Source organism: Rhodopseudomonas sp. AAP120, from assembly GCF_001295845.1.
Classification (GTDB): Bacteria; Pseudomonadota; Alphaproteobacteria; order Rhizobiales; family Xanthobacteraceae; genus Rhodopseudomonas.
The window spans coordinates 1-24,612 of record NZ_LJIC01000017.1 but is presented as its reverse complement, the minus strand read 5'-3'; the positions used below and the strand labels follow the sequence as shown (position 1 = coordinate 24,612).

Below are 24,612 nucleotides of genomic sequence, written 5' to 3'. Positions count from 1 at the left end.
CCTGAGCATGATCGCTATCATCGACCGATCGGACGACGCCTGTGCGCGCGAGGTCGTGCTGCGCGCCTTCGAGCGTTCGTTCACGCCGGGCCAGGTTCGGCTGCTCGACGACATCGCCGCCGCATCGCGCCCGCCGGCGGTAGTCGTGGTCGTCGCGCCGCGCGAGCAGGACGCGGGCTGGATCGAGAAGCTGCTGCGCCGACCGGCGAAGCTGGTGCTGCTCGGCGCTATCGGCCCGCGCATCGCCAGCCTCGCGGGCGTCGCCGTCGATACGCTCGACCAGCGCGCCGCGGTGGCCGCGGCGTGCGAGCCTGCACCGACCTATGGCCTCTCCGAGAGCGCCGGACAGATCGTCTATGCGGATCAAGGACTCGGCGCGGGCTCGCCGCTGCGGCAGCGCTCGCTGTGCCGGTTCGACTTCACCAACGAATGGAACAATCTCGGCTACGGCCGGATCGGCATCGGCGACGACGCATGGTCGATCGCCGTCTCCGCGCGCCCGGTCGATGCCGGCGTGGTCGGCGAACTGCGGATCGGGCCGGACGCGCCCGCTGGCGCGGTGATCACGCTGCGCGATCTGCCGCATTCATCGGTGCTGTGGTTCGCGCGGCCGGTCGGTCCGGTCGACGGCGCCGATTGGGCGATCATCGAGCGCTTCGTCGCCGATTATCGCGCGGCGGAGCTGCCGTGCCGGCCATATCTGCGGGACATCCCACACGGCGTCACGGCCGCGCTGACGATGCGGCTCGACTGCGATGAGGATATCGCCTCGTCGCGGCCGCTGTTCGAACTGTATCGCGACCGCGGCCTGCCGCTGTCGGTCGCGATCAAGACCGATCAGCCGGACACCGCCGAGCATCTCGCTCTGCTCGCCGACCTCGATCTCGCTGGCGGCTCGATCCTGTCGCATTCGGTGACGCATGCGCCGAACTGGGGCGGCTCCGCCGAGGCCGCCGAGCGCGAGGCCCGCGACTCCAAGGCCTGGCTGGAGAGCCGGGTGCGGGGGCTCACGGTGCGCTACGCGGTGTCGCCGTTTCACCAGAACCCGACCTATGTGCCGGCCGCGCTGGCGCGCGCCGGCTATGACGGCTTCGTCGGCGGCATCATCGCCAATGATCCGGAGTATCTGATGGCGCGCGGCGGCGCGGCGCCGTTCGGCCCCGCCGGCTTCGTCTCGCACAGCCAAGCCTGCATGCTACACGGCGACTGCCTGCTCGCCGGCGACGATCCGATCCGGATCTACAAGCAGGCGTTCCGGCAGGCCAAGGCGTTCGGCCAGTTCTTCGGCTATCTCGATCACCCGTTCTCGCCGCGCTACGCCTATGGCTGGGCCAGCGAGGCCGACCGCGTCGCGGTCCATGCCGCCTTTCTCGACTTCATTGCCGCCGAATGCGCCGGCGAGGCGACCTTGTTTGTCAACGAGGAGACCTGCCTCGACTTCATGCGCGCCAAGTCGGCTACGGCGATCGACTACGACGCGTCACGCGATGCCTTCGCGGTGTCGCAGGGCAATGCGGCCGGCCTGCCGCTGGCGGTCGGTTGGCGCGGACGCATCGAGGCGGCGGCCGACCATGGCTGAGCGCGTCATGGTGGTGTTCGGCACCCGGCCTGAGTGCATCAAGCTGGCGCCCGTGGTTGCAGAACTGAACCGGCGGCCGCACGCGTTTTCGACCATCGTCTGCTCGACCGGGCAACACCGCGAGATGCTGGATCAGGCGCTGGCGAGTTTCGACCTCGCCACCGACCTCGACCTCGGAGTCATGCAGCCCAATCAGACGCTGCCGGGCCTGACCGCCGCGCTGCTGACGGCGCTGGCGGAAGCGATCGTGCGGACTAGGCCCGACCGCGTGGTGGTGCAGGGCGACACCACCACGGCGTTTGCGGCGGCGCTGGCAGCCTACTACGCGCGGCTTCCCGTCGCCCATGTCGAGGCCGGCCTGCGCTCCGGCGACCGCTACAATCCATTTCCGGAAGAGATCAACCGCCGCATGGTCGGCTCGCTCGCCGAATTGCATTTCGCGCCGACCGAACGCGCCCGCGGCGCGCTGCGCCGCGAGGGCATCGCCGAGGCGTCTATTCATTTGACCGGGAATACGATCGTCGACGCGTTGCATCTGCTGCAGGCTCGGCTCGCCGCGCCTGGGGGGCTCGACCGGATTTCCGCGCCGGTGAAGGCGTTCGGCGCCGACGGCCGCCGCCTGGTGGTCGTCACCTGCCACCGCCGCGAGAATTTCGGCGACGACCTCTCCGCGATTTGTCGGGCAGTGGCGCGGATCGCCAGGCAGCATCCGGATTGCCTGATCGTGTTCCCGGTGCACCTCAATCCGAACGTCCGCGCGCAGGTGATGCCGCTGCTCAGTGGGCTCGGCAACGTCGCGCTGTGCGAGCCGGTCGCCTATGACGATCTGATCTACCTGCTGTCGCGCGCCACGCTGGTGCTGTCGGATTCCGGCGGCATCCAGGAGGAGGCGCCGTCGTTCGGCGTGCCGGTGCTGGTGCTGCGGCGAACCACCGAGCGGCCGGAAGGGATCGAGGCGGGCGTCGCCGAACTGGTCGGCGCCGACGAAGACCTGATCGTGACCCGAGCTGCGTTCCGGCTGAGCGGCGAGGCCGGCCGGCTGCCGGTCGGCGCAAATCCCTATGGCGACGGCCGCGCCGCGATCGCCATCGCGGACATCCTGGAACGCGCGCGATGACGCCCCGCGACGTGGTGATGCTGTCCACCGCGGACTGGAAGGACCGTTACTGGACCAACAAGCAGCACACCGCGAGCCGGCTCGGCGCGCGCGGCTTTCGCGTGCTTTATGTCGAGAGCGTCGGCATTCGCCGGCCGGGCCTCAACGCGCTCGATCTCGGCCGGATGGCGGCACGGCTGCGCAGCGGGCTGGCGCCGATCCGCGAGGTCGCGGAGAACGTCTGGGTGCTGTCGCCGCTGACGATTCCGCTCGGGCATCGCTACGCGCTGGTCGGCGAGTTCAATCGCTGGCAGCTGCAGAGTCGCATCCTGCGCTGGCTGCGGCGGCGCGGCGGCGCGCGCCCGCTGCTGTGGACCTATCATCCCTACATGATGCCGCTGGTCGCCGCGCTCGATCCCGCCGCGCTGGTGTATCACTCCGTCGATGATCTCGGCGCAATTCCGGGTGTCGATCACGACGCCTATGACCGCGCCGAGGCGCAGTTGCTGGCCCGCGCCGACCATGTGTTCGTCACCAGCCGGGCGCTGTATGACCGCTGCGCACCGATCAGCGGCGAGCGCACGCGCTACTTCGGCAACGTCGCCGATATCGGGCATTTCGCGCGGGCGCGCGAGCCGGGGCCGCTGCCGCCGGATCTTGCCGCGATCCCGTCACCGCGGATGATCTATGTGGGGGCGTTGTCCGATTTCAAAATCGATTTCGGCCTGATCGGCCAGGTGGCCGCCGCGCGGCCAGACTGGCATCTCGTCTTCATCGGCGACGAGCGCGAGGGCCAACATAGCGAAGAGATCGCTGCACTGAAGCAGCGGCCGAACGTCCACTTTATCGGCTGGCGCGCCTATGCGGAACTGCCCGGCTATTTGCGTGGCTGCGAGGTCGCGCTGCTGCCGCAACTCATCAACGACTACACCCGCGCGATGTTTCCGATGAAGTTCTTCGAGTATCTCGCGGCCGGTCTGAGCGTGGTGGCGACGCCGCTGCCGGCGCTGGCGGAATGTGCCGGCCTGCACCGGATCGCATCCGGTGCCGAGGCCTTTACGGCGGAAATTCAGGCCGCGCTGGACGCCGGGCGCCGGCCGCTACCGCTGGATCACCCGGCGCTACGCGCCAACACCTGGGATGCCCGGCTCGACGCGATGCTCGCCGTGATCGGCGATCAGGCCGCCGGCGGCACCGCGGTCGGCAGCGGCACGTCGGGCTGATATTTCGCCATCACCTCGGTCGGCTTGCCGGAGAACACGATGCGGTGGTTCTCGATGAAGTGCGCCCGATCGCACAGCGTGGTGACGTCACCGGCGGAGTGCGACACCAGCACGATGGTGCCACCATCGGCACGGAACCGCTTCATCACCTCGCCGCACTTGGCCTGAAATTTGTAGTCACCGACCGCGAGCACTTCGTCGACCAGCAGAATCTCCGGATCGAGCTGCGACACCACGGCGAAGCCGAGCCGGGCCAGCATGCCGCTCGAATAGAACCGGATCGGCGTGTCGATGTGCTCGGCGAGTTCGGCGAAGTCGATGATGCTGTCGAGCCGCTTGCGGATGTCACGGCGGGAGAAGCCGAGCACGACGCCGTACAGCTCGATGTTCTCGCGGCCGGACAGGTCGGGATGGAATCCGGCGCCGAGCTCGAGCAGCGAGGAGACGCGGCCGTTGACGGTCACCTGGCCGCTGTTCGGTTTCATCACGCCGGCGATCAGGCCGAGCAGGGTGCTCTTGCCGGCGCCGTTGCGGCCGACGAAGCCGGTGGTCGAGCCGCGTTCGATCTCGAACGAGATGTCGTCGAGGACGAGATGGCTACGATTGTACTTTGACGCCTGAAATCCGTTCAGGATGTAGTTCTTCAGCCCGCCGGTCAGAAACGTATGATCGGAAAAACTCTTGCTGACGTGCTCGAACTTGATCGCGATGCTCATGGCGTTCGACCTAGATGACTTCGGCGAAACGGTGGACTAGCCGGCGATAAACGAACACGCCGATCACCATGGCGATCGCACCGTAGACGTAAGCCAGTCCGATATTGTGCCAGTCGATGATGCCCTTCATGAACAACGCGCGCCAACCCTCGATCAGGGGCGTCATCGGATTGAGGTGCAGCAGCGGCCGATATTGGTCGGGCACGCGGTCGATCGGATAAATCACCGGCGACAGATAGAACATCATGTTCAGTCCGATCGCGAGAATTCGCTCCATGTCGCGGAAGAACAGGTTGGCGGAGGAAATCGCCAGCCCGAGCCCCAGCAGCAGCAGAAACTGCGCCGGAATGATCAGCATCATTCCGGGGATGATATCCCATCCGACCGGCAGGCTGTAGGCGAGCAGGAACCCGAGCGTCACCGGCACGGACATCACGTAGTGGAAAGTGTCCTGCAGGTTGAGCGCGATCGGCAGCACGAAACGCGGGAACACAGACTTCTTGATCAGGCTGCCGTTCGCCAGAAAGATACCGCAGGCGCCCATCAGATAGTTGCTGAACCACTGCCAGGCGAAGAGGCCGATCGTCAGGAACACCACGTAGTTCTCGACATTCGACCGCATGATCACTTGCAGTGCGAAGTAGAACACCATCGCCGAGGCGAGCGGGTTGGCGATCGACCACAGATAGCCGAGCACGTTGTTCTTGTACCTGACCTTCACCTCTTTGTGCGCGAGGGTCACGATCAGATCGAGATATTGCTTCAGCGTGAAGCCGCGCTGCAGATGCCTGGAGGGCTTCGGCGCGCTCGGGATCGGCGCTGCGGCGCTGGAAAGGGAATCGGTCATCGGTGCCCGCGCGAGGGATTGGAGCTGAGCCGGAACATGGCCGCTCGAAAAGGCCCGTGCCCGGCGGCATGCTGAGGCCTGTCGGACCTCAATGTCCGTTTTGACTGTCTCAAGTCAAGTCCTAGTTTCCCCGCCGGGTGCTCGGCTTCGCCTCGATTCCACCGCATTTTCATAGACTTGCCGAACGTTCGCCCGGAATACGGACTGCTCGTATTCGGCCGCGACGCGCCGCCGCCCGGCGTCGCCCAAAGCGCCGGCAAGGACCGGATCGTCGAGCAGACGGTTGATCGCAGCGGCCAGCCGCGGAGCGTCGTTGACCGGCACCGTCAGCCCTTCAAGCCCGTCGCGTGCGATGGTCGGCACAGCGGTCGGCAGCGCGGTATTCACGATGGGAAGCCCGACCGCCATGGCTTCGATCTGGACCAGGCCGAACGCTTCCGCGACCGTCACCGATGGCAGCGTGAACAGCCTGGCGGCATGGAAATAGGCCTTGACCTCGTCGCGCGGCAGGAAGCCGGGAAGCCGCAGCCGATCGGCGACGCCGAGCTGCTCGGCGAGGCGCTGGAGATTGTCGCGTTCAGCACCTTCGCCGATGATCACCACTTCGCCATCGATCTGCTGCAAGGCCTGCAGCAGCACCGAAAACCCCTTGTATGGAACCAGCCGGCCCATCGCCACGATCAGGCGCGGATGGTCACGTTTCAGGTCCGCGATCCGCCGTTGCAAGGCGTCATCGATATTGGTCCATTCGCTGGTATCGACCCCGAACGGGATGGTCACGCATTTGGACACATAGGGTTGCAGGAAACTCGATCCGTCGAAGATCGATTGATGCGCGACAATGATCCGGTCGGCGCGATCGAGAGTACGGCGGATCAGCGGTGCCACCAGCGGCATCACTGCACCGCGGCCGACGATGTCGGCGTGCCAGTGCACCACGACCGCGACGTCATCGGGAATCCCGAACGCGACCCCGAGGTCGTTCAGTGGAAATGGATGATGCAGCGCCAGGACGTCGAACCGCGACGCCGCTTGGCGCAGCGCGAATGGAAAGCCGGGCGCGATCGGCATCGAGGAGATCTGGCCGAATGAGCCGACCGCGCGGACCGGAGTTCCACCCAGCACATAGCGGCGCGGCAGGCCGCGATCGCGCGCAACCAGGATCTCCGCTCGGTCGCCGGTGGCGTCGGCTCCCGTCAGCTTGGCGATCACCTCGGGAACGCCGCCATCGACGTCCGGACGGTAGACCTTGTAGGCGTGCAGGACGTTCATGGTGACGGGCATGGGCAAGGACGCGCGCCTGTGAGTCTGCGGCATGGATCGTCGCGGAACTGCGGGCGAGCGCTGGCCGCTCTCAATGCCGGAGCAGATTCAGAATGTATTTGCCGTAGCCGCTGGCGATCAGCGGATGCGCCAATTGCTCCAATTCTTCATCGTCGATGAAGCCCATCCGCCAGGCGATCTCCTCGATGCAGGCGATCTTCTGGCCCTGCCGCTTCTCGATGGTCTGGACGAAGTGGCTCGCCTCGAGCAGCGTGTCGTGAGTCCCGGTGTCGAGCCAGGCATCGCCGCGGCCGAGCTTTTCGACGTTCAGCGCGCCATTGGCGAGATAGATGTTGTTGACCGCGGTGATTTCGAGCTCGCCACGTTCCGACGGTCTCACGCCCTTGGCGATCTCGACCACATCGTTGTCATAAAAGTACAGCCCAGTGACGGCGTAGTTGCTCTTGGGTTTCTCGGGCTTCTCCTCGATCGAGATCGACTTGCCGTCGTCGTCGAACTCGACCACGCCGTAGCGCTCTGGATCGTGCACCCAATATGCAAATACCGATGCTCCGCGCTCGCGGGCCGCGGCCTTGCGGATGCCGTCGCCGACGCCCGAGCCGTGGAACACGTTGTCGCCGAGCGCCAGCGCCGCATTGGCACGGCCGATGAATTTTTCGCCGATGATGAAAGCCTCGGCGAGGCCGCGCGCTTCGGCCTGCACCGCATACTCGAATTCCATGCCGATCTGATGACCGTCGCCGAGCAATTCCTGGTACAGCGGCAGCGCGCTCGGCGTCGAGATGATCATCACCTCGCGGATGCCCGCCAGCATCAGCGTCGATAACGGATAGTAAACCATCGGCTTGTCGTACAGCGGGATGAGCTGCTTGCTGATCGAGATTGTTGCCGGAAACAGCCGCGTTCCCCGTCCCCCGGCCAGGATGATACCCTTGTATTTAGGTTTCGCCATGTTCCGTCCGGTTCGTACGCCGTCACTCGCCGAAGAACCCGCTTGTCGGCGTCGGAGATCCCGGAGCCGGCAGCGCTCGGAGACGACAGCGAAACTCACGGGCTACCCAACACCGGATACGGGGCAAGCCCGAGCCGCCGACGATGAGGTTGAAGTCGCAGCAACTCTTAGGCTTTTTTGCCATATATCGTCAATCGGTCTCTTGGCAGTGGGCCGGAAAGCTGGCTAACCTCCACGCGCAGCAACGGAATGAACAGATGCGGTTATTGTTGACCACCTATCATCATGCCTTCCTGGCTCCGGGTGGAGGCGAGACCGAGTTTCTGCAACTCGCCGAGTACATGAACGAGAACGGCGTACGCGCCGATTTTTACGGTCATGCGTCGCGACCGTTGCGATACTACGACGCCATCGTGCATTTCTCAGCGGTCGGCGGCGGGCAGATCCTGCTGCGCAATGTACGGGAGCAGGGCAAGCCGATCATTCTGATTCCGAACTACAACTTCTTCAATCCGTCGGCCGGATCGCTGCCCGTTGTGCAGGAACATTTCGATCTGGCGGATGTGATCGTGCTGCGCACGGAGGCCGAAGCCGAACTGTGCAAGAGCCTGTTCCACGTCGCGCACGACAAGATCGTGGTGGTGCCGCCGGGCATCAGCGCCGCGTTCGCTCGACCGGTGCCGGACGATCTGTTTCGCTCCGCCTACGGCGTCGGCCGCTTCGTGCTCTGGGTCGGGGTGCTCGACGAGGCCAAGCAGCAGCTGCAGGCGATCGAGGCGCTGCACGATCTCGACGTGCCGCTGATCTTCATCGGCGGCTATCGCGACCGGGCTTACTACGCGAAATGCAAGGCAGCGGCGTCCGACAAGGTTCGTTTCCTGCCGTATCTGCAGCCCGGCTCCGACATCATCCGTTCGGCGATGCAGAGCTGTTCGGTATATCTCGAACTCGGCGAGGATTTTCCCGGGCATTCGGCGATCGAGGCTGGCCTCGCCGGGGCGCCTCTTGTACTGCGCGATCATCCATGGTCGCGCGAATTGCTCGGCGACGACATCAGCTATGTGGCGTCGTGCGAGCCGGATGCGGTGCTCGGCGCGGTATCCGAGACCTTGACGAATGGCAGGCGCGGTGCGCTGGTCGAGCGTATCAAGCAACGGCTCGTGCAGCCGCAGACCACGGCGCTGCTGATCGAGGATATCGAGAAATATCTCGCGACGCGCGCCGGTGGAGGATAGCGCGCGATCAGCCGCGTCTCGGCGTCCCGCGGCGTGGCGCCGCTACAGCCACCGTTTGCGCCGCTTGAAGCTCTTCAGGTTCTTGAAGCTCTTGCGCTGATCGCCGGCGCCGCCGAGGTAGAATTCCTTGACGTCCTCGTTGTCGCGCAGCTCGTCGGCGGTGCCATCGAGCACGACCTTGCCTTGCTCCATGATGTAGCCGTGGCTCGCGACCGACAGCGCCGCTCGGGCGTTCTGCTCGACCAGCAGAATGGTGACGCCGAGGTCGCGGTTGATCTGCTTGATGATCGCGAACACTTCCTTGACCAGCAGCGGCGACAGACCCATCGACGGTTCGTCCATCAGGATCATCTTCGGCCGGGCCATCAGCGCGCGGCCGATCGCCAGCATCTGCTGCTCGCCGCCCGACAGATAGCCGGCGAGGCCGGTGCGCTCTTTCAGCCGCGGGAAGTAGTTGTAGACCATCTCGATGTCGCGGCCGACCTCGCGGTCACTCCGCGTGAAGGCACCGAGCCGCAAATTCTCCAGCGACGTCATGTCGGAGACGATGCGGCGGCCCTCCATCACCTGGAAGATGCCGCGGCGGACGATCTTGTCCGGATCGGTGCCATCGATCCGCTCGCCATCGAATACGATCTCGCCGCGCGTGACTTCGCCGTCTTCGGTCTTCAAGAGGCCCGAGATCGCCTTCAGTGTCGTCGACTTGCCGGCGCCGTTGGCCCCGAGCAGCGCGACGATTGCCCCTTGCGGCACCTCGAGGCTTAGGCCGCGTAGCACCAGGATGACGTCGTCATAGACGACTTCGATATTGCGGACGCTGAGCAGCGGGGCGGGGGCGCCCGCGCCCGGCTTCGGTCGATCGAGTGCGGCGGCTTCGGTCATGGTCGGTCCTAGCGCTGACGTGAGGCAGAGCGTCGCCCCATCTTCTCCCGTCATCGCCCGCGAAAGCGGGCGACCCAGTATTGCAGAGCGTTCGTTCTTCAACGTTGACGCTGCGGCATACTGGGTCCCCCGCTTTCGCGGGGGATGACGGTTGTTTGTGTTGAGGCGCCGCGGCTCAAATCAGACGCGGCGCACATTTCCTAGAGTTGCAGAGCTGCGGCGCGAGCCGCTGCCGCGCCGTCAGCTACCAGCCCAGCCATTCCGGCTTGCGCGGCAGATCCACCGTCTTGACCTTTTCGAGCTTGATGGTGCCCTTGGCGATCAGGTCCTTGAGGTCGCCGTCGGTCGCGCCGGAGACTTTGGCGCGATACAGGTCGACCTTGGTGGTGCCGCGGTGGTCCTTGTCGGTCCAGGTCGACGGATTGCAGACGCCGTCCATGCCGGCCGGCACCCAGTCCTTCTTCTGGTAGAAGCCCTTGCGGACGTTCTCGCCGGTGGCGCCGCCGTTCTTGGCGGCCCATTCGATCGCTTCCTTCATGTACAGCGCCGAGCACACCGCGGCGACGTAATGCACCGGGCGATAGACGTTGCCGGACGGATCGGACGCTTTCGAGACTTCCTCGACGATCTTCATGCCGGGCGCGCTGCCACCCCAGGCGACCGCGGTGCGCAGCGGGAAGATCACGCCGTCGGCGGCGTCGCCGGCGGTCTTGGCGGCGTTCTCGTCCATGCCCCAGACGTTGCTCATGAACTGCACGTCGACGCCGGCCGCCTTGCAGGCCTTCATCACCGAGATGTTCGACGCCGCGGTGTTGCCGAGATACGCGTAGTTGGCGCCCGAGCTCTTCAGCGACAGGCACTGCGCCGAGTAGTCGCCCGGCGCCAGCGCGAACACCAGCGGCGGCAGCACCTCGAAGCCGAGCTCCTTGGCCATGGCCTCGCCAGCGGCCTTGGGCGCGTTGGGATAAGGATGGTTGGCGCCCATGTGGACGAATTTCGGCGCGCCGGGCTTGCCCTTGGCCTTCCAGTCTTCCGCCGCCCACATCAGCTCGGCGCGCAGCGCGTCGGAATAGGACGGGCCGTAGAAGAAGTTGTACGGCGCCGGCTTGGCCTTGCCGCTGGTGCCTTCCGGATCGGTCAGCGCTGCCGCGTAGGAGCCGGACAGATCGGGGATCTTGTCGTTGGCGAGGAAGCCGGTCAGCGCTTCGGTGTCGGCGGTGCCCCAGCCCATGATCGCCGCGACCTTGTCGCCGCCCGACCACTTCTTGTACAGCGCGATCGCGCGCGGCACCTGATAGCCGTAGTCGTTGGTGTCGACGTTGAGCTGTTTGCCAGCGACGCCGCCGTTTTTGTTGACGTAGGCGAAGGTGTCGGCAACGGCTTGGCCGTAGGGCGTGCCGACGTCGGACGTGCCGCCGGAGTAATCGGCGAGGTGGCCGATCGCGATCTGCGCCTGCGCGGTTGCCGACGCACCGGCGATCACCAGCGCTATCGCGGCCGTGCTCAGAAGGGATTTCATCGTCATCGGTGTTCTCCTCCAGTGTCTTGTTATTGAAGTCGTTGCGTCCCTCGTCGGCCCGCTCAATGCGAGAACGGGTAGAGTTTCCAATAGGCCTTGATCTGCCGCCAGCGGTGCGCGAGGCCGTCCGGCTCGAACACCAAAAAGGCGATGATGATCAGGCCGATTGCGATCTCGCGCAGGAAGGTGAGGTTGTTGTTGAGCAGCAGCGCGCGGTCGATCGCGCTGCCCTTCAGCTCCATGCTGATCCACTCCATCGCCTCCGGCAGCAGCACCACGAAGGCGGTGCCCATCAGCGTGCCCGAGATCGAGCCGATGCCGCCGATGATGATCATCGCCAGAAACAGGATCGAGCGCTCGATGCCGAAGCCCTCGTTGGAGACGACGAGCTGGTAGTGCGCGTACAGCGCGCCGGCGATGCCTGCGAAGAACGCCGCGAGGCCGAACGACAGCGTGCGATATTTGGTGAGGTTGATGCCCATGATCTCGGCCGAGAGATAATGGTCCCGCACCGCCACCAGCGCGCGGCCGTCGCGGGTGCGCATCAGGTTGGTGACCAGGATGTAGCTGACCAGCAGATAGGCCAGCACGACGTAGAAATATTGCTTGTCGCCGCGCAGCACCCAGCCGAACAGCGAGAACGGATTGGCCGACGCCGGCACCGAGCCACCGGAGAACCACTCGGCGCGCGAGAAAAAGTCGATCAGGATATATTGCGCCGCCAGCGTGGCAATGACCAGGTACAGACCTTTCAGCCGCGCCGCCGGCAGGCCGAACACCAGCCCGACCAGCGCCGCCACTACGCCGGCGAGCGGGATGGTGAAGAACACCGGGATCGGCAGGTTGTTGTTGAGATAGGCCGAGGTGTAGGCGCCGAGTAGGAAGAAGGCGGCATGGCCGATCGAGATCTGGCCGGTGAAGCCCACCAGGATGTTCAGCCCGAGCGCCGCAATGCCGAAGATGCCGATCTGGATCAGGATGCTGAGCCAGTAGCCCGACAGCACCAGCGGCGCGAAAGCGATCAGCACCACTCCGAGGATCGCCATATTGCGGCTGGTCCTGGTCGGGAAGATCGTGGTGTCGGCGGCGTAGGACGAGCGGAAATCGCCGGCCGGAATCAAAGAAGCATTCGCCATGGCGCTATCGACACTCTTTCTGGGGTGAAGTCATCGTCATGCGCCATTTCTCTCGTTGGGCATGATCGTTCCGGAAAACCGGTGTCCACTTTTCCGCGATCATGCCTAGATCCGCTCGATGTCCTTGGTGCCGAACAGGCCGTAGGGCTTGATCATCAGGATGATGATCAGCACGTAGAACGGCGCGATTTCGTAGAGATTGCCCCAGTGCAGATATTCGCTGTCGACATACTGGGCGATGTTTTCGAGAAGGCCGATGATGATGCCGCCGAGCACGGCGCCGCCGATCGAATCGAGGCCGCCGAGGATCGCCGCCGGAAACACCTTGATGCCGTAGGCCGATAGCCCGGACGACACGCCGTTGACCACGGCGACGACCACGCCGGCGACCGCTGAGACGGTGGCGGAGATCGCCCAGGCCATCGCGAACACGCTCTTCACCGAAATCCCGAGCGACTGCGCCACCTGCTGGTTGAACGCGGTGGCGCGCATCGCCAAGCCGTATTTCGACACTTTGAAGAACCATGCCATGCCGATCATCATCGCCACCGACACGACGAGGCTCATCACATAGACGGTCTGCAGCTGGAAGCCGGCGAACGACACCGATTGGGTGGTGAAAATCTGCGGGAACGGCTGCGGGTTGACGCCGAAGATCCACTTCAGCGCCGCCTGAAACACGGTCGACAGCGCGATCGTCACCATGATCACCGAAATGATTGGCTCACCGATCATCGGCCGCAGCACCACGATCTGGATCGCGATGCCGAAGATGAACATGAAGACGAGTGTGATCGGCATGCCCAGATAGAACGGGATTTGGTATTTGGCGAGCAGCGCCCAGCAGACCCAGGCGCCGATTAGCAACAATTCGCCCTGCGCAAAATTGACGACCTGCGTCGCCTTGTAGATCAGCACGAAACTCATCGCGACGACGCCATACAGCGTGCCGACGACGAGACCGTTGACGAGGAGCTGGATCAGGAGATGCGAGTTCATGTGGCGGCCACGACGTGATAACCTCTCCCCGCGTGCGGGGAGAGGTCGGCGCGTAGCGCCGGGTGAGGGGGCGTCTCGACATGCGCGAAGCCAGAGAGAAGCAGACAGATCGAGCCCGTCGGTTGCGACGAAACGCGACAGAGGCTGAGAACGAGTTGTGGCAGCGACTGCGGTCGCGATCCTTGCTCGGCTTCAAGTTCGTGCGGCAGGAGCCGATCGGCCCCTACACGGTGGACTTTCTGTGCCGGGAGCGCCGCCTGATTGTTGAGGTCGACGGCGGACAGCACGCCGACAGCCTCCCCGATGCGGTTCGCGATCAATGGCTGCGTGAGCACAACTATTGCGTTTTGCGGTATTGGAACGACGACGTTCTGCGGAACATCGAAGGCGTTCTTGAAAGTCTTGCCGCTGTGCTCGGGGAGGCGCCCCCTCACCCGGATCGCTGACGCGATCCGACCTCTCCCCGCAAGCGGGGAGAGGTTAGGGTGCCGCTCGCTTGTCTGCTTCGACATCGCCGCGCGCACCGTGCACCTCTCCCCGCGTGCGGGGAGAGGTCGGATCATCGCGACGCGATGATCCGGGTGAGGGGGCGCTTCAACGCGGCCAAGCTTTGCTGAATGCCAATGATGCTTGAAGCCAAGCGAATAGCTCATTCCGCCGCCTCCGCATGCGTAGCGCCGCTGCCCAGATCCACGACCTTCAACGTCGTCCGGATCCGCTGCGTGGTCCCGTCCTGAAACTTGATCGTCGTATCGACCGGGATGTCGGCCTTGCCGCCGTAGATGCCGTCGATGATGTCGGCGTATTTGTCGTTGATCACCGAGCGGCGCACCTTGCGGGTGCGGGTGAGTTCGCCGTCGTCGGCGTCGAGTTCCTTGTAGAGCAACAGGAAGCGGCTGATGCGCTGGGCCGGGGGCAGGGTCGAATTCACCGTTTCGACTTCGCCGCGCAGCAGCTCGTAGACCTCCGGGCGCGACGACAGGTCCGAATAGGTGGTGAAGGCGATGCGCTTCTTCTCGGCCCATTTGGAGATGATCGAATAGCGGATGCAGATCATCGCGGCGAGGTGGTCGCGGCCGGCGCCGAGCACGACGGCCTCGGCGACGTAGGGCGAAAATTTCAGTTTGTTCTCGATATATTGCGGCGAGAACCGCTCGCCGTGCGACAGCTCGGCGAGGTCCTTGATGCGGTCGATCACCACGAGCTGGCCGGCGGCGTTGAAATAGCCGGCGTCGCCGGAGTGCATCCAGCCGTCCTTCATGTCGGCGGCGGAGGCTTCCTCGTTCTTGTAGTAACCGAGATACATGTTGGGGTGGCGCACCACGATTTCGCCGATGCCCTGCACGTCGGGGTTCAGCACCTTGATCTCGATTTCCTGGCCCATCGGCACGCCGGTCGTATCCGGATCGACGGCGTCCGGTTGGTGCAGCGTGTAGGCGCCGAGCAGTTCGGTTTGGCCGTACAGCGTGCGCAGCGGCACGCCCATGGCGCGGAAGAATCGGAAGGTGTCCGGGCCGAGTGCGGAGCCGCCGGTCGCGGCCGAGCGCAGCCGCGTGAAGCCGAGCCGGTCGCGCAGCGCGCGGAACAGCACGGCGTCGGCGAAGGCCGAATGCTTGCCCTGCTCGAGCGCGGCGAGGCCTGCTTTCATGCCGGTGTCGTACAGCCGCTGCTTCAGCGGCGACGCGTCCATCACCCGCGCGCGCACGTCGGCCGCAATGCCTTCCCACACCCGCGGCGCGAACAGCACGAAGGTCGGCGCGATCTCGCGAAAATCGTTCATCAGCGTGTCGGGCTCTTCGACGAAGTTGACCTTCATCCGGCACAGCAGCCCTTTTCCCAGCGCGTAGACCTGCTCCATGATCCACGGCAGCGGCAGCACCGAGACGTATTCGTCGTCCGGCCCCTTGGGATCGAACGACAAGTAAGTGGCGCAATGTTTCAGCACACGGCCGGCCGCCAGCATCGCCAGCTTGGGATGCGAGGTGGTGCCCGACGTGGTGCACAGGATCGCGACGTCTTCGCCGCGCGTCGCATCGACGAGGCGATCGTACAGCCCGGCTTCGCGCGCCGCGCGGGCGCGCCCCATTGCGGCCAGCGTGTCGGCCGGTAACAGACGCGGGTCGTCGTATTTGCGCATCCCGCGCGGGTCGGAATAGACGATGTGCTGCAGGTTCGGCACGCGCTCGGCGAGCGCCAGCAATTTATCGACCTGCTCCTCGTCCTCGGCGAATACCAGCCGGGCCTCGCCGTAAGTCAGCAGATACGCGGCTTCCTCGTCGAGCACGTCGCGATAGAGCCCGAGGCTCAGCGCGCCGATCGCGTGGGCGGCGATCTCGGCCGCCACCCAGTCGGGGCGGTTGTCGCCGATGATGCCGATGACGTCGCCTTTGCCGAGGCCGAGTTCGATCATGCCGAGCGCGAAATCATGCACGCGGGCCTGATAGTCCGCCCATGTGAACTCGCGCCACAGCCCGAGATCCTTCTCGCGCAACGCAATGGCGCTGCCGAATTCGCGCGCATTGAGCCGCAGCAGCTTGGGGAAGGTGTCGGCTGCCGCGGCGCGGCCGGCGTAGTCCATCATGCGACGCGCTCCGCAGCGGGATGATCCGGCGCGTCGTCCGGATCGGTCAACACCTCATCCTCTTCGCCGAGATAGGCGCGCTTGACGTGCGGATCGGCCAGCACCGCGGCCGGCTCGCCCTCGGCGATCTTGCGGCCGAAATCCAGCACCACGACGCGGTTTGAGATGTCCATCACCACGCCCATGTCGTGCTCGATCATCACCACGGTCATGCCGAACTCTTCGTTGAGATCGACGATGTAGCGGGCCATGTCCTCCTTCTCTTCGAAGTTCATGCCGGCCATCGGCTCGTCGAGCAGGATCAGCTTCGGCTCCAGCGCCATCGCACGGGCGAGTTCGACGCGCTTGCGCAGGCCGTAGGAGAGGGTGCCGGCGGTCGCCTTGCGCACCGACTGCAAATCGAGAAAGTCGATGATCTCCTCGACTTTGCGGCGATGCTCCAGCTCCTCGCGCCGCGCGCCGAGCCAGTACAGCGCGCCGGTGAGGAAGTTGTTTTTGAGCAGGTGGTGGCGCCCGACCATGATGTTGTCGAGCACGCTCATATGGTGGAACAGCGCGAGATTTTGGAAGGTACGGCCGATGCCGAGCGGGGCGCGTGCGTTCGGCTTCAGCGCGGTGATATCGCGGCCGTGATAGAACAGCTGGCCTTCGGTCGGCCGGTAGCGGCCGGAGATGCAGTTGACGATCGAGGTCTTGCCGGCGCCGTTCGGGCCAATGATGGAAAACAGCTCGCCGTCGTTGACGGCGAAGCTCACCTCGCTCAGCGCGCGGACGCCGCCGAAACGCAGGGACACATTGCGTACTTCTAACGCGTGTTCCAAACCTGCTTCCTCCCCGAGCATCGGCGTCACGCATTTCCGTGAACGCGCTGTCATGCTCCCGGCGCTTTGCGCGCCTTATCCGGCGGTTGATCCGCCTTTCGAACCTTATATCAGCCGAATGGCTGATGATATTCGACTATTTTAGCCTGGGGAAAGATACTGGACGCAAGCCGGCCACCTCTGGTGATCGCGCGACGCCGGCCGAGGCGACCTGTTGCCGCATGTCACAGTTTGCCGTGGTGCGATGCAGCAAGGATAATTATCAGCGCCGCCAGATCGTGGCGCGGCCCTGCTGATCGGGGAGGTCATAGGTGGCAGTTCGCTTATAACGTGTCTGCTCTGCCATGGCGTCGACGATGCCGACCATCCGCGGATACTCCCAGCCGGCCCAAGGTAGCGAATAGCGGCTGTCCGGCGCGTCGATGATCACGATGACGTCGGCGGTGGATTGTGCGATCCGCTCGGCCATCAGCTTTTGGACGTCCTCGCGTGAGGGCTGGTTGTCGATGTAGGGATCGTCGACCAGGCGGTTGCAGCGGCAGCGCTCGCGGATCACCCAGGCGAACAGCTTGCTGGCGCCGAAGGTGGCGAACACGGCGACTTCGCGGGCGCCGTCGAGCTCCGGCAGATAGGGCCTGACCAGATCGAGATCGGTCGGCCCGTCGGTTGGATGGATCGCCGCCCCATAAGCGGCGCCTGGTATCGGGCGGCCGATGGTAACGGCGAGCAATGACGCGACCGCGGCAGCCGCCACGATGCCCCGCACCCAAGGCGACAATGCGCCACGCAGCCGACGCAGCAGCAAGGCAGCGCCGATGCCGGCGCAGATCCACACCGCAAACACCCAGGTAGACATGAAACGTCCCTGATGCTGCGGATGAATCACCACGCTGATCCAGGCGACGATCGCGAACAGAAAGACGACCCGGGCGCCAGGCGCGAGCCGTGGAATACCGAGCAGGCCGATCAGCGCCAATGCCGCGACCGGCACTGCCATCGCGGGCGTGGGGTGGAAGCTGTCCGCGAACACCTGCCAATAGAACTGGGCGCTCGTCCACAGCGTCGCGTTGGGATCGGGATTGTTGGCTGGACCGACGAACCACAGGAAGCGCGACAGCCGGTGCGGCAGCAGGAACGAGATGGCGATCGGGGTCAGGTGCCAGTACAGCAGCGCGCGTCCCGGCACGCCGAGCGCCGCGTCGATCGCCGCCTTGTTGCGCCACCACAGCAGAGACCACCACAGGAACACCAGCGCATAAGCCAAGGTGGTCAGGTTCTCCGGCGGATACAGCGAGACCGATTTGCCGAACAGCTCCATCGCGGTCGGGCCGCGGGCGTAGATGGCGCCGATCAGGATAGCGATCAGCGCCGCGAGGATCAGCAGCGGTTGGCGCACGACGCTGATGATCAGGTCGCCGACCTTGATCCGGCCGAGCGCTCGCGCCAGCCGGAAGCTGCCGTCGCGATGCTCGGAGGCGAAGGCGATCGCCATCGCCACCAGCAGCAGCCCCCAGTAGTTGCCTTTGTGGAAGAACAGCGCCGTCAGCAGCACCGCGACCAGCCGCCACCGCGCGGCGTTGGCGGGCTGGGCGAAGGCGCGCAAATAGGCCCACAGCGCCGCGGCCGAGAGGCCGGCTCCAAGTCCTTCGAGCATGACGTCGGCGCTGATCAGCCGGAATGCGGGGCTGGCGGCAGTGAGGATGGTGGCGATCGCCGCCGCGAAGACGCCTTCGATCCGGTCGGTGACGAGCCGGCGAGCGATCAGCCAGACAAACGCGATGGTGGCGACCCAGCCGATCAGGCTCGGCACGATGGCGAGGCGATGGTCGGGCCCGCCGACCAGCAGTACGGCGCTGAGCACCAGCCCGTGGAACGGCGGCCAGACCTTGGCTTTCTCGAGCTCGCTGAAGAACCACGCCGGATCGAGATTGCGGATCGCCAGAGCGAGGTCGAGGCCGAAACTGTAGTGCGAGTTGCGGTCGTGGTAGAACGCGCGCCACAGCAGATCGGGCGCCCGATAATAGGCTGCCAGCATCATGCCGGCGATGCCGATCGCTACTGCCACAACGATCAGGACCGCCAGGGTGTCGAACCAGTGCCCCGCACTGCGCCTGGCATTTCCGGCAAAGTGCGGTGATCCGGACCGGCCCATCTTATCGTCGTCTCGCTCGGCGCTCGCCATCGATGTCCCTGAAGCAGCGGCCGACCGAACGATTCCGGATCGACCCGGCGCCCCGATAGCATGCCGGCCGCGGCAGCGATAAGGCAGAACGTGGCGCGAAGCTTCTGCGTCGGCCGAAGAGGGAGCGGCCTAGGAACGGCTGGCCGGATCGGCGTAGAGCCGCGACACCACGATGCCGATGAAGGTCGAAATCATGGCGGCGCTGAAGGCATTCATCGACAGCAGCCCGGCATATTCGCTCGCCTGGTAGAGGTGCGGCGGCGCACCGTAGCGGCCGTGGAGAAAAAGGTAGGCCACGACAGGCAATCCGGCGAGCGGCAGCATCAGCAGCCGCTCGCTCGGCCGGAACAGCACGCTCGCCAGCATCGCGCAGGGCAGCAGAAACAATTCGATGCCGGAGGCCTCACCGAGCAGCCAGGTGCAGAACACGGTGTTGCCGGTGGCGAACAGCGACAGCGCCACGCGCCCGAGGCGCGAATGCATGCGGGCGAGAGCCGGCACTGCGAAGAAAAACGGCGCCGACAGGAGCGTCAGCAGCAGCCACGGCATCCCGCCGACGCCGGCCACATACGCCACGTACAGGGGATAGAACGGTCCGTTGCCGGCGAGCACGAGGGCAACGAGATTGCCGGTCCCGGCGAGAGGATCGGGATTGTCCGCATAGGCGCGAAACCAGTCGGTGATTCGCGTCAATGGTGCTGGCAGCATTCAGGCTCACGATCGGCGCAAGGCGCGGCTGGCGTTCCCCGTATCCTAGTCCGGAAAGATCGGTTCAGGAAAGCGGAGGGAGCTCCCCGCCGCGCCCTGCAACTGCGCCGACCGGCAACACTCTGACGGAGCGCTTGCGGCAGACGGAAGCGTCGCGATCGGCTTAGGGCGCGCGGGTCGCGAAGACGTCCTTGGCGGCGAACAGGCCGTTCAGCGCTGCCGGAAAGCCGGCATAGACCGCCATCTGCATGATGATCTCGGTGACCTCATCGCGGCTCAGCCCGACATTGAGGCCAGCCTCGATGTGGACTTTGAGTTGTGGCGCGGCGTTGCCCATCGCGGTCAGCGCGGCGATGGTTGCAATCTCTCTGGCGCGTAGGTCGAGGCCGGGGCGGCTGTAGATGTCGCCAAAGGGAAACTCGATCAGGTACCTGGCGAAGTCCGGCGCGATATCAGCCAAAGCGTCGACCACCTTTTGGCCGGCCTCGCCGTCAATTGCCGCGAGCGCGCGCAGGCCGCGCTCGAATCTTTCCTGCGGGTCGGATAGCTGTTGCGTCATCGTCCACCTCCACCTTGCTGGCGCCGGCCGCATAGCCGGCGATCTTGGTGTCGAGGACGGTCAGACAGGCCTTCAGTTCGGCGACATGCGCCTGCACCTTGGCCCGGTGCTGCTGCAGCAGGACGCGGCGGGCATCCTCGGTGGCAGCGCCGCGGGCGCGGAGTTTGGCGTAGCGCAGCATGTCCCGGATCGGCATCCCGGTGGTCTTGAGGCGACCGAGAAATTCGATCCAGACCAGGATCGACGCGTCGTAGTTACGCTGGCCTGATGAATCGCGCGAGGCGCGCGGCAACAGCCCGATGCGCTCGTAATAACGCAGCGTATGAGCCGTCAGTCCGGTCCGCCTGGCGAGATCTCCGATCTTCATGGCCTGCTCTGTCCGTCACGACGCCCTGTTGCTACAGGTTAGAGCGCGCTCGAAGTCAAGCGCGAACTCGCGAGCAGATCGCGCGTGGCCGTGGTGACTGTCGTCGGCGGCTCAGACCTCGAGCCATTCCTTGCGGACGGCGGCGTTGCTCTTGAGGTCGTCTGGGGTGCCCTCGAACACGATCTTGCCGTGGCCCATCACGTAGAGCCGGTGCGAGATTCTCATCGCGATCGACAGCTTCTGCTCGACCAGCAGAATGGCGACGCCGCGACGGGCGATTTCGGCGATCAGGTCGCCGACCTGCTGCACGATCAGCGGCGCCAGGCCTTCGGTCGGCTCGTCGATCATCACCAGTTCGGGATCGCCCATCAGCGTCCGGCAGATCGTCAGCATCTGCTTCTCGCCGCCGGACAGCACGCCAGCCGGGGTGTCGGCACGCGCCTTGAGATTGGAGAACATGTCCAGCATGTCGTCCAGCCGCCACTTGCCGGGATTGCGCGGGTTCTTGACGCCGAGCATCAGGTTCTGGCGCACGGTGAGGCCGGGGAAGATGTCGCGATGCTCCGGCACGTAGCCCAGGCCGAGATGCGCGATCTTGTAGCTCGGCAGCCCGGCGATGTTCTTGCCCTTGAACAGGATGGTGCCGTGCGGCGCCACTTCGCCCATCACCGCCTTGACGGTGGTGGAGCGGCCGACGCCGTTGCGGCCGAGCAGGCTGACCACTTCGCCGGCGCCGATCTGCATGTCGACGCCCTGCAGGATGTGGCTCTTGCCGTAATACGCGTGCAGATCCTTGATCTCGAGCATCAGGCCGCTTCCTCGCCGAGATAGGCTTCCTTGACCTTGGGATTGCCGCGGATTTCCTCCGGCGTGCCGGAGGCGATCACCTGGCCGTAGACCAGCACGGAGATGCGATCGGCGAGGCCGAACACCACGCTCATGTCGTGCTCGACGATCAGCAGCGTGCGGCCCTCCGTCAGCCGGCGGATCAGCGCCACCGCCCGCTCAGTCTCGGCGTTACTCATGCCGGCGGTCGGCTCGTCGAGCAGAATGACGTCGGCGCCGCCCGCGATGGTGATGCCGATCTCCAGCGCGCGCTGCTCGGCGTAGGTCAAGAGGCCGGCCGGGATATCGCGGCGCGAGGTCAGGTGGATGTCCTCGAGGATCTGCGCGGTGCGCTCGCGCACCTCCGGCAGATTGTCGACGTTCTTCCAGAAGGCGTAGCGGTGCCCGGTCGCCCACAGCACGGCGCAGCGCAGATTTTCCCACACCGTCATGTTGGCGAACACGTTGGTGACCTGGAACGAGCGCGACAGGCCGCGGCGGTTGATCTGGAACGGCCGCAGCCCGGCGATCTCCTCGCCGCGCAGCAGGATGCTGCCCGAGGTCGGCTTCATGTAGCCGCTGATCAGGTTGAAAGTGGTCGACTTGCCGGCACCGTTCGGGCCGATCAGCGCGTGGCGCTCGCCCTGCGCGACCGACAGCGTCACGTTCTGGATCACCTTGGTGATGCCGAAGCTCTTTTCGACGTTGGTGAGTGCGATGGCGGGGGTCATGCGGCGTGCACCTTGGCGCGGGCGGCGGTGAGCGTGGTGTCCCAGCTCTCGGCAACGCGCTTCCACGCCAGCCGCGCCAGAATGAAGCCGACGATGATCAGCGCGGCCGAGGCGGCCCAGGTCAGCGGGCTGGCGGCGTTGAACGGAACGCCGAACGCGACCCGGTTGGGATCCTCGTGCGGATTGACGGTGTAGTGCACGATGGTCTCGATCATCAGCATCAGGCCGGTGCACAGCGCAAGCGTCGGCAAAGCAGCCATCAGATAGCTCGGCAGCATCCGCGTTAGCATGCCGGCGCGGACCAGTGGCCGGTGCATCATCAAGAGGCCGGTGATGCCGCCGGGCGCGAACACCACCACGGCGATGAAGAACAGGCCGAAATACAGCTGCCAGACCTGGGTCAGATCGCTCAGCACCAGCGACAGCACGGTGACGAAGATCGCGCCGACGATCGGGCCGATGAAGAAGCCGATGCCACCGATATAGGCGGCGAACAGCACGGTGCCGGACTGCACCGCGCCGAGATAGGCGGAGTTCGCGATCTCGAAATTGATCGCCGCCAGCGCCCCGGCAATGCCGGCGAAGAAGCCGGAGAAGCAGAAAGCCAGATAGCGCACGACGTGCGGATCGTAGCCGACGAACTGCACGCGCTCGGGATTGTCGCGCACCGCGTTGCACATCCGGCCGAGCGGGGTCCGGGTCAGCGCGTACATCGCGATCATGGCGATCAGGGTCCAGGCCGCAATCATGTAATAGATCTGGATCTGCGGGCCGAACGACAGTCCGAACACTTTGAACAGCTTGGCGCGGTTGGCCGAGATGCCGGCCTCGCCACCGAAGAAGGTGCGCAGGATCAGGGCCGAGGAGGCGACCAGCTCGGCGAGGCCGAGCGAGATCATCGCGAACGCGGTGCCGGAGCGCTGGGTCATCACCCAGCCGATCAGGGCGGCGAAGAACAACCCGGCGAGGCCGCCGATCAACGGCACCAGCGGCAGCGGGATCGCCCACTTGTTGAAGCCGAGGAAGTTGATGGTGTGGATCGCCAGAAAGCCGCCGAGGCCGTAATACACCGCGTGGCCGAACGACAGCATGCCGGTCTGGCCGAGCAGGATGTTGTACGACAGCGCAAAGATGATCGAGATGCCGACCAGGCTGAAGGTCGTCAGCGAGCCGCCCGAGGAGAACACCTGCGGCAGCACCAGCAGGATCAGCGCGGCGCCGATCCAGGTCCCGTAGAATTTCAGCCGGTCGGACACGGCCGGCCGTGGCGGCGCCACGCGAGCAGCGAGGTCGGTCATGTTTCGCGAGTTCCCAACAGCCCCATCGGCCGAAAGATCAGGATCAGCACCAGCAGCAGATACGGAATGATCGGCGCGATCTGCGCGATCGTCACGTTCCAGATGTCGCTGAGCCAGGATTGCGCCAGGTCGGGACCGAGCGGTCCGAACACCGAAGCGAGCGAGCCGTTGATCGACACGGCGAAAGTCTGCACCAGGCCGATCAGCAGTGAGGCGATGAAGGCGCCGGGCAGCGAGCCGAGGCCGCCGACCACGACGACGACGAACAGGATCGGCCCGAGCAGCGCCGCCATGTTCGACTGCGTCACCAGCGACGGGCCGGCGATGACGCCGGCGACTGCGGCGAGGGCGGTGCCGACGCCGAACACCAGCATGAAGATGCGTTCGACGTTGTGGCCGAGATGCGCCACCATGTGCGGGTGGGTCAGCGCGGCCTGGACGATCAGGCCGATCCGCGTCTTCTTCAGCGCCACCAGCAGGCCGACGAAGATCACCACCGACACCGCCAGCATGAACATCTTGTAGGCCGGGTAATTGGTCGAGAAGATCGTGAAGGCCGGGAAGTCAAGCAGCGCGGGGACGCGGTAGTCGACCGGCACCTTGCCCCAGATGATCGACACCATTTCCTCGATCGCGAAGGCGAGGCCGAAGGTGAACAGCAGCTCGGCGACGTGGCCGTTCTTGTGAACGCGGCGCAGGCCGTAGCGTTCGACCGCGGCGCCGATCGCGCCGGCGAGCAGCGGAGCGATCAGCAGCGCCGGCCAATAGCCGAACCAGCGGCTGATCTGAAATCCGAAGAAGGCGCCCAGCATATAGAAGCTGGCATGGGCGAAGTTCAGCACGCCGAGCATGCTGAAGATGACGGTGAGCCCGCTCGCCATCAGAAACAGCAGCATTCCGTACAGAACGCCATTGAGGGTGGAGATGACGATCAGTTCGAGCACGTTTTTGCCTGCAACTGAGGGGAGGGCGTGTCGTCACCTCTCCCCGCTTGCGGGGAGAGGTCGGATTGCGAAGCAATCCGGGTGAGGGGGCGTCTCGACAAAGCGCTGACGTTGCGTCGTGTGGAGGC

Annotated in this window: 23 protein-coding genes; 5 read left to right on the top strand and 18 right to left on the bottom strand. The window is 65.2% G+C overall.

Annotated elements, in window-relative coordinates; all coding sequences use genetic code 11:
- The first annotated feature begins 7 nt into the window (after positions 1-7).
- Genes IP86_RS03605 through IP86_RS03595 form a run of 3 tightly spaced genes read left to right on the top strand, consistent with a single transcriptional unit; the run spans position 8 to position 3,898 of the window.
- Positions 8-1,579 (top strand): polysaccharide deacetylase family protein, encoded by a 1,572-nt coding sequence (locus IP86_RS03605; RefSeq protein WP_054161149.1) that lies wholly within the window; start codon positions 8-10, stop codon positions 1,577-1,579.
- Complete coding sequence (gene wecB / locus IP86_RS03600) at positions 1,572-2,696, top strand: non-hydrolyzing UDP-N-acetylglucosamine 2-epimerase (RefSeq protein ID WP_156332385.1); 1,125 nt, start codon at positions 1,572-1,574, stop codon at positions 2,694-2,696. Before IP86_RS03605 ends, wecB begins: the two co-directional genes overlap by 8 nt.
- On the top strand, positions 2,693-3,898 hold the full coding sequence (locus IP86_RS03595) for a glycosyltransferase (protein ID WP_054161148.1): 1,206 nt from the start codon (positions 2,693-2,695) through the stop codon (positions 3,896-3,898). Before wecB ends, IP86_RS03595 begins: the two co-directional genes overlap by 4 nt.
- Here IP86_RS03595 and IP86_RS03590 read toward each other — a convergent pair.
- From IP86_RS03590 to rfbA, 4 genes are all read right to left on the bottom strand, one after another.
- Positions 3,853-4,614 carry an ABC transporter ATP-binding protein gene (locus IP86_RS03590; protein WP_054161147.1) on the bottom strand — a complete coding sequence of 254 codons (762 nt, stop codon included), beginning with the start codon at positions 4,612-4,614 and terminating at the stop codon, positions 3,853-3,855. The two genes, IP86_RS03595 and IP86_RS03590, sit on opposite strands and share 46 nt — an antisense overlap.
- Positions 4,615-4,624: 10 nt before the next feature.
- Complete coding sequence (locus IP86_RS03585) at positions 4,625-5,461, bottom strand: ABC transporter permease (RefSeq protein WP_054161146.1); 837 nt, start codon at positions 5,459-5,461, stop codon at positions 4,625-4,627.
- A gap of 114 nt (positions 5,462-5,575) precedes the next feature.
- Positions 5,576-6,733 (bottom strand): glycosyltransferase, encoded by a 1,158-nt coding sequence (locus IP86_RS03580; RefSeq protein WP_054161202.1) that lies wholly within the window; start codon positions 6,731-6,733, stop codon positions 5,576-5,578.
- An 82-nt stretch (positions 6,734-6,815) separates the two neighbouring features.
- Positions 6,816-7,697, bottom strand: a complete 882-nt coding sequence (gene rfbA, locus IP86_RS03575) for a glucose-1-phosphate thymidylyltransferase RfbA (RefSeq protein ID WP_054161145.1) — start codon at positions 7,695-7,697, stop codon at positions 6,816-6,818.
- Between the two features lie 257 nt (positions 7,698-7,954).
- Between rfbA and IP86_RS03570 the strand changes: the two genes are divergently transcribed.
- A complete protein-coding gene (locus IP86_RS03570; RefSeq protein WP_054161144.1) occupies positions 7,955-8,932 on the top strand; it encodes a glycosyltransferase in 978 nt (325 codons plus the stop codon).
- Between the two features lie 42 nt (positions 8,933-8,974).
- On the opposite strand, the gene IP86_RS03565 is transcribed toward IP86_RS03570, so the two are convergent.
- From IP86_RS03565 to IP86_RS03550, 4 genes are all read right to left on the bottom strand, one after another.
- On the bottom strand, positions 8,975-9,814 hold the full coding sequence (locus IP86_RS03565; protein WP_054161143.1) for an ABC transporter ATP-binding protein: 840 nt from the start codon (positions 9,812-9,814) through the stop codon (positions 8,975-8,977).
- 244 nt (positions 9,815-10,058) lie between these two features.
- Positions 10,059-11,339 (bottom strand): ABC transporter substrate-binding protein, encoded by a 1,281-nt coding sequence (locus tag IP86_RS03560; protein ID WP_054161142.1) that lies wholly within the window; start codon positions 11,337-11,339, stop codon positions 10,059-10,061.
- 56 nt (positions 11,340-11,395) lie between these two features.
- Positions 11,396-12,469, bottom strand: a complete 1,074-nt coding sequence (locus IP86_RS03555; protein WP_054161141.1) for a branched-chain amino acid ABC transporter permease — start codon at positions 12,467-12,469, stop codon at positions 11,396-11,398.
- Positions 12,470-12,574: 105 nt separating this feature from the next.
- On the bottom strand, positions 12,575-13,468 hold the full coding sequence (locus tag IP86_RS03550; RefSeq protein ID WP_054161140.1) for a branched-chain amino acid ABC transporter permease: 894 nt from the start codon (positions 13,466-13,468) through the stop codon (positions 12,575-12,577).
- 80 nt (positions 13,469-13,548) lie between these two features.
- On the opposite strand from IP86_RS03550, the gene IP86_RS03545 reads away from it, so the two are divergent.
- The gene (locus tag IP86_RS03545; protein WP_054161139.1) at positions 13,549-13,914 is read left to right on the top strand and encodes an endonuclease domain-containing protein; all 366 of its coding nucleotides are present in this window, start codon (positions 13,549-13,551) and stop codon (positions 13,912-13,914) included.
- Positions 13,915-14,117: 203 nt separating this feature from the next.
- Here IP86_RS03545 and IP86_RS03540 read toward each other — a convergent pair whose 3' ends face one another.
- The 10 genes from IP86_RS03540 to IP86_RS03495 form a co-directional block, all read right to left on the bottom strand.
- Complete coding sequence (locus tag IP86_RS03540) at positions 14,118-16,049, bottom strand: long-chain fatty acid--CoA ligase (RefSeq protein ID WP_054161138.1); 1,932 nt, start codon at positions 16,047-16,049, stop codon at positions 14,118-14,120.
- The gene (locus IP86_RS03535) at positions 16,046-16,870 is read right to left on the bottom strand and encodes an ABC transporter ATP-binding protein (RefSeq protein ID WP_054161201.1); all 825 of its coding nucleotides are present in this window, start codon (positions 16,868-16,870) and stop codon (positions 16,046-16,048) included. The genes IP86_RS03540 and IP86_RS03535 overlap by 4 nt, the downstream gene beginning before the upstream one ends.
- Positions 16,871-17,132: 262 nt before the next feature.
- Positions 17,133-18,935 carry a glycosyltransferase family 39 protein gene (locus IP86_RS03530; protein ID WP_245290521.1) on the bottom strand — a complete coding sequence of 601 codons (1,803 nt, stop codon included), beginning with the start codon at positions 18,933-18,935 and terminating at the stop codon, positions 17,133-17,135.
- Positions 18,936-19,181: 246 nt separating this feature from the next.
- Positions 19,182-19,760, bottom strand: a complete 579-nt coding sequence (locus IP86_RS03525; protein ID WP_054161136.1) for a hypothetical protein — start codon at positions 19,758-19,760, stop codon at positions 19,182-19,184.
- A gap of 163 nt (positions 19,761-19,923) precedes the next feature.
- Positions 19,924-20,319: a carboxymuconolactone decarboxylase family protein gene (locus tag IP86_RS03520; RefSeq protein ID WP_054161135.1), complete on the bottom strand. Its 396-nt coding sequence runs from the start codon at positions 20,317-20,319 to the stop codon at positions 19,924-19,926.
- The gene (locus IP86_RS03515; RefSeq protein WP_054161134.1) at positions 20,252-20,686 is read right to left on the bottom strand and encodes a MerR family transcriptional regulator; all 435 of its coding nucleotides are present in this window, start codon (positions 20,684-20,686) and stop codon (positions 20,252-20,254) included. The genes IP86_RS03520 and IP86_RS03515 overlap by 68 nt, the downstream gene beginning before the upstream one ends.
- A gap of 111 nt (positions 20,687-20,797) precedes the next feature.
- A complete protein-coding gene (locus IP86_RS03510; RefSeq protein ID WP_054161133.1) occupies positions 20,798-21,493 on the bottom strand; it encodes an ABC transporter ATP-binding protein in 696 nt (231 codons plus the stop codon).
- The gene (locus IP86_RS03505) at positions 21,493-22,242 is read right to left on the bottom strand and encodes an ABC transporter ATP-binding protein (RefSeq protein WP_054161132.1); all 750 of its coding nucleotides are present in this window, start codon (positions 22,240-22,242) and stop codon (positions 21,493-21,495) included. The genes IP86_RS03510 and IP86_RS03505 overlap by 1 nt, the downstream gene beginning before the upstream one ends.
- The gene (locus IP86_RS03500) at positions 22,239-23,540 is read right to left on the bottom strand and encodes a branched-chain amino acid ABC transporter permease (RefSeq protein ID WP_054161131.1); all 1,302 of its coding nucleotides are present in this window, start codon (positions 23,538-23,540) and stop codon (positions 22,239-22,241) included. Before IP86_RS03500 ends, IP86_RS03505 begins: the two co-directional genes overlap by 4 nt.
- Positions 23,537-24,484, bottom strand: a complete 948-nt coding sequence (locus IP86_RS03495) for a branched-chain amino acid ABC transporter permease (protein ID WP_054161130.1) — start codon at positions 24,482-24,484, stop codon at positions 23,537-23,539. Before IP86_RS03495 ends, IP86_RS03500 begins: the two co-directional genes overlap by 4 nt.
- Positions 24,485-24,612 lie beyond the last annotated feature (128 nt).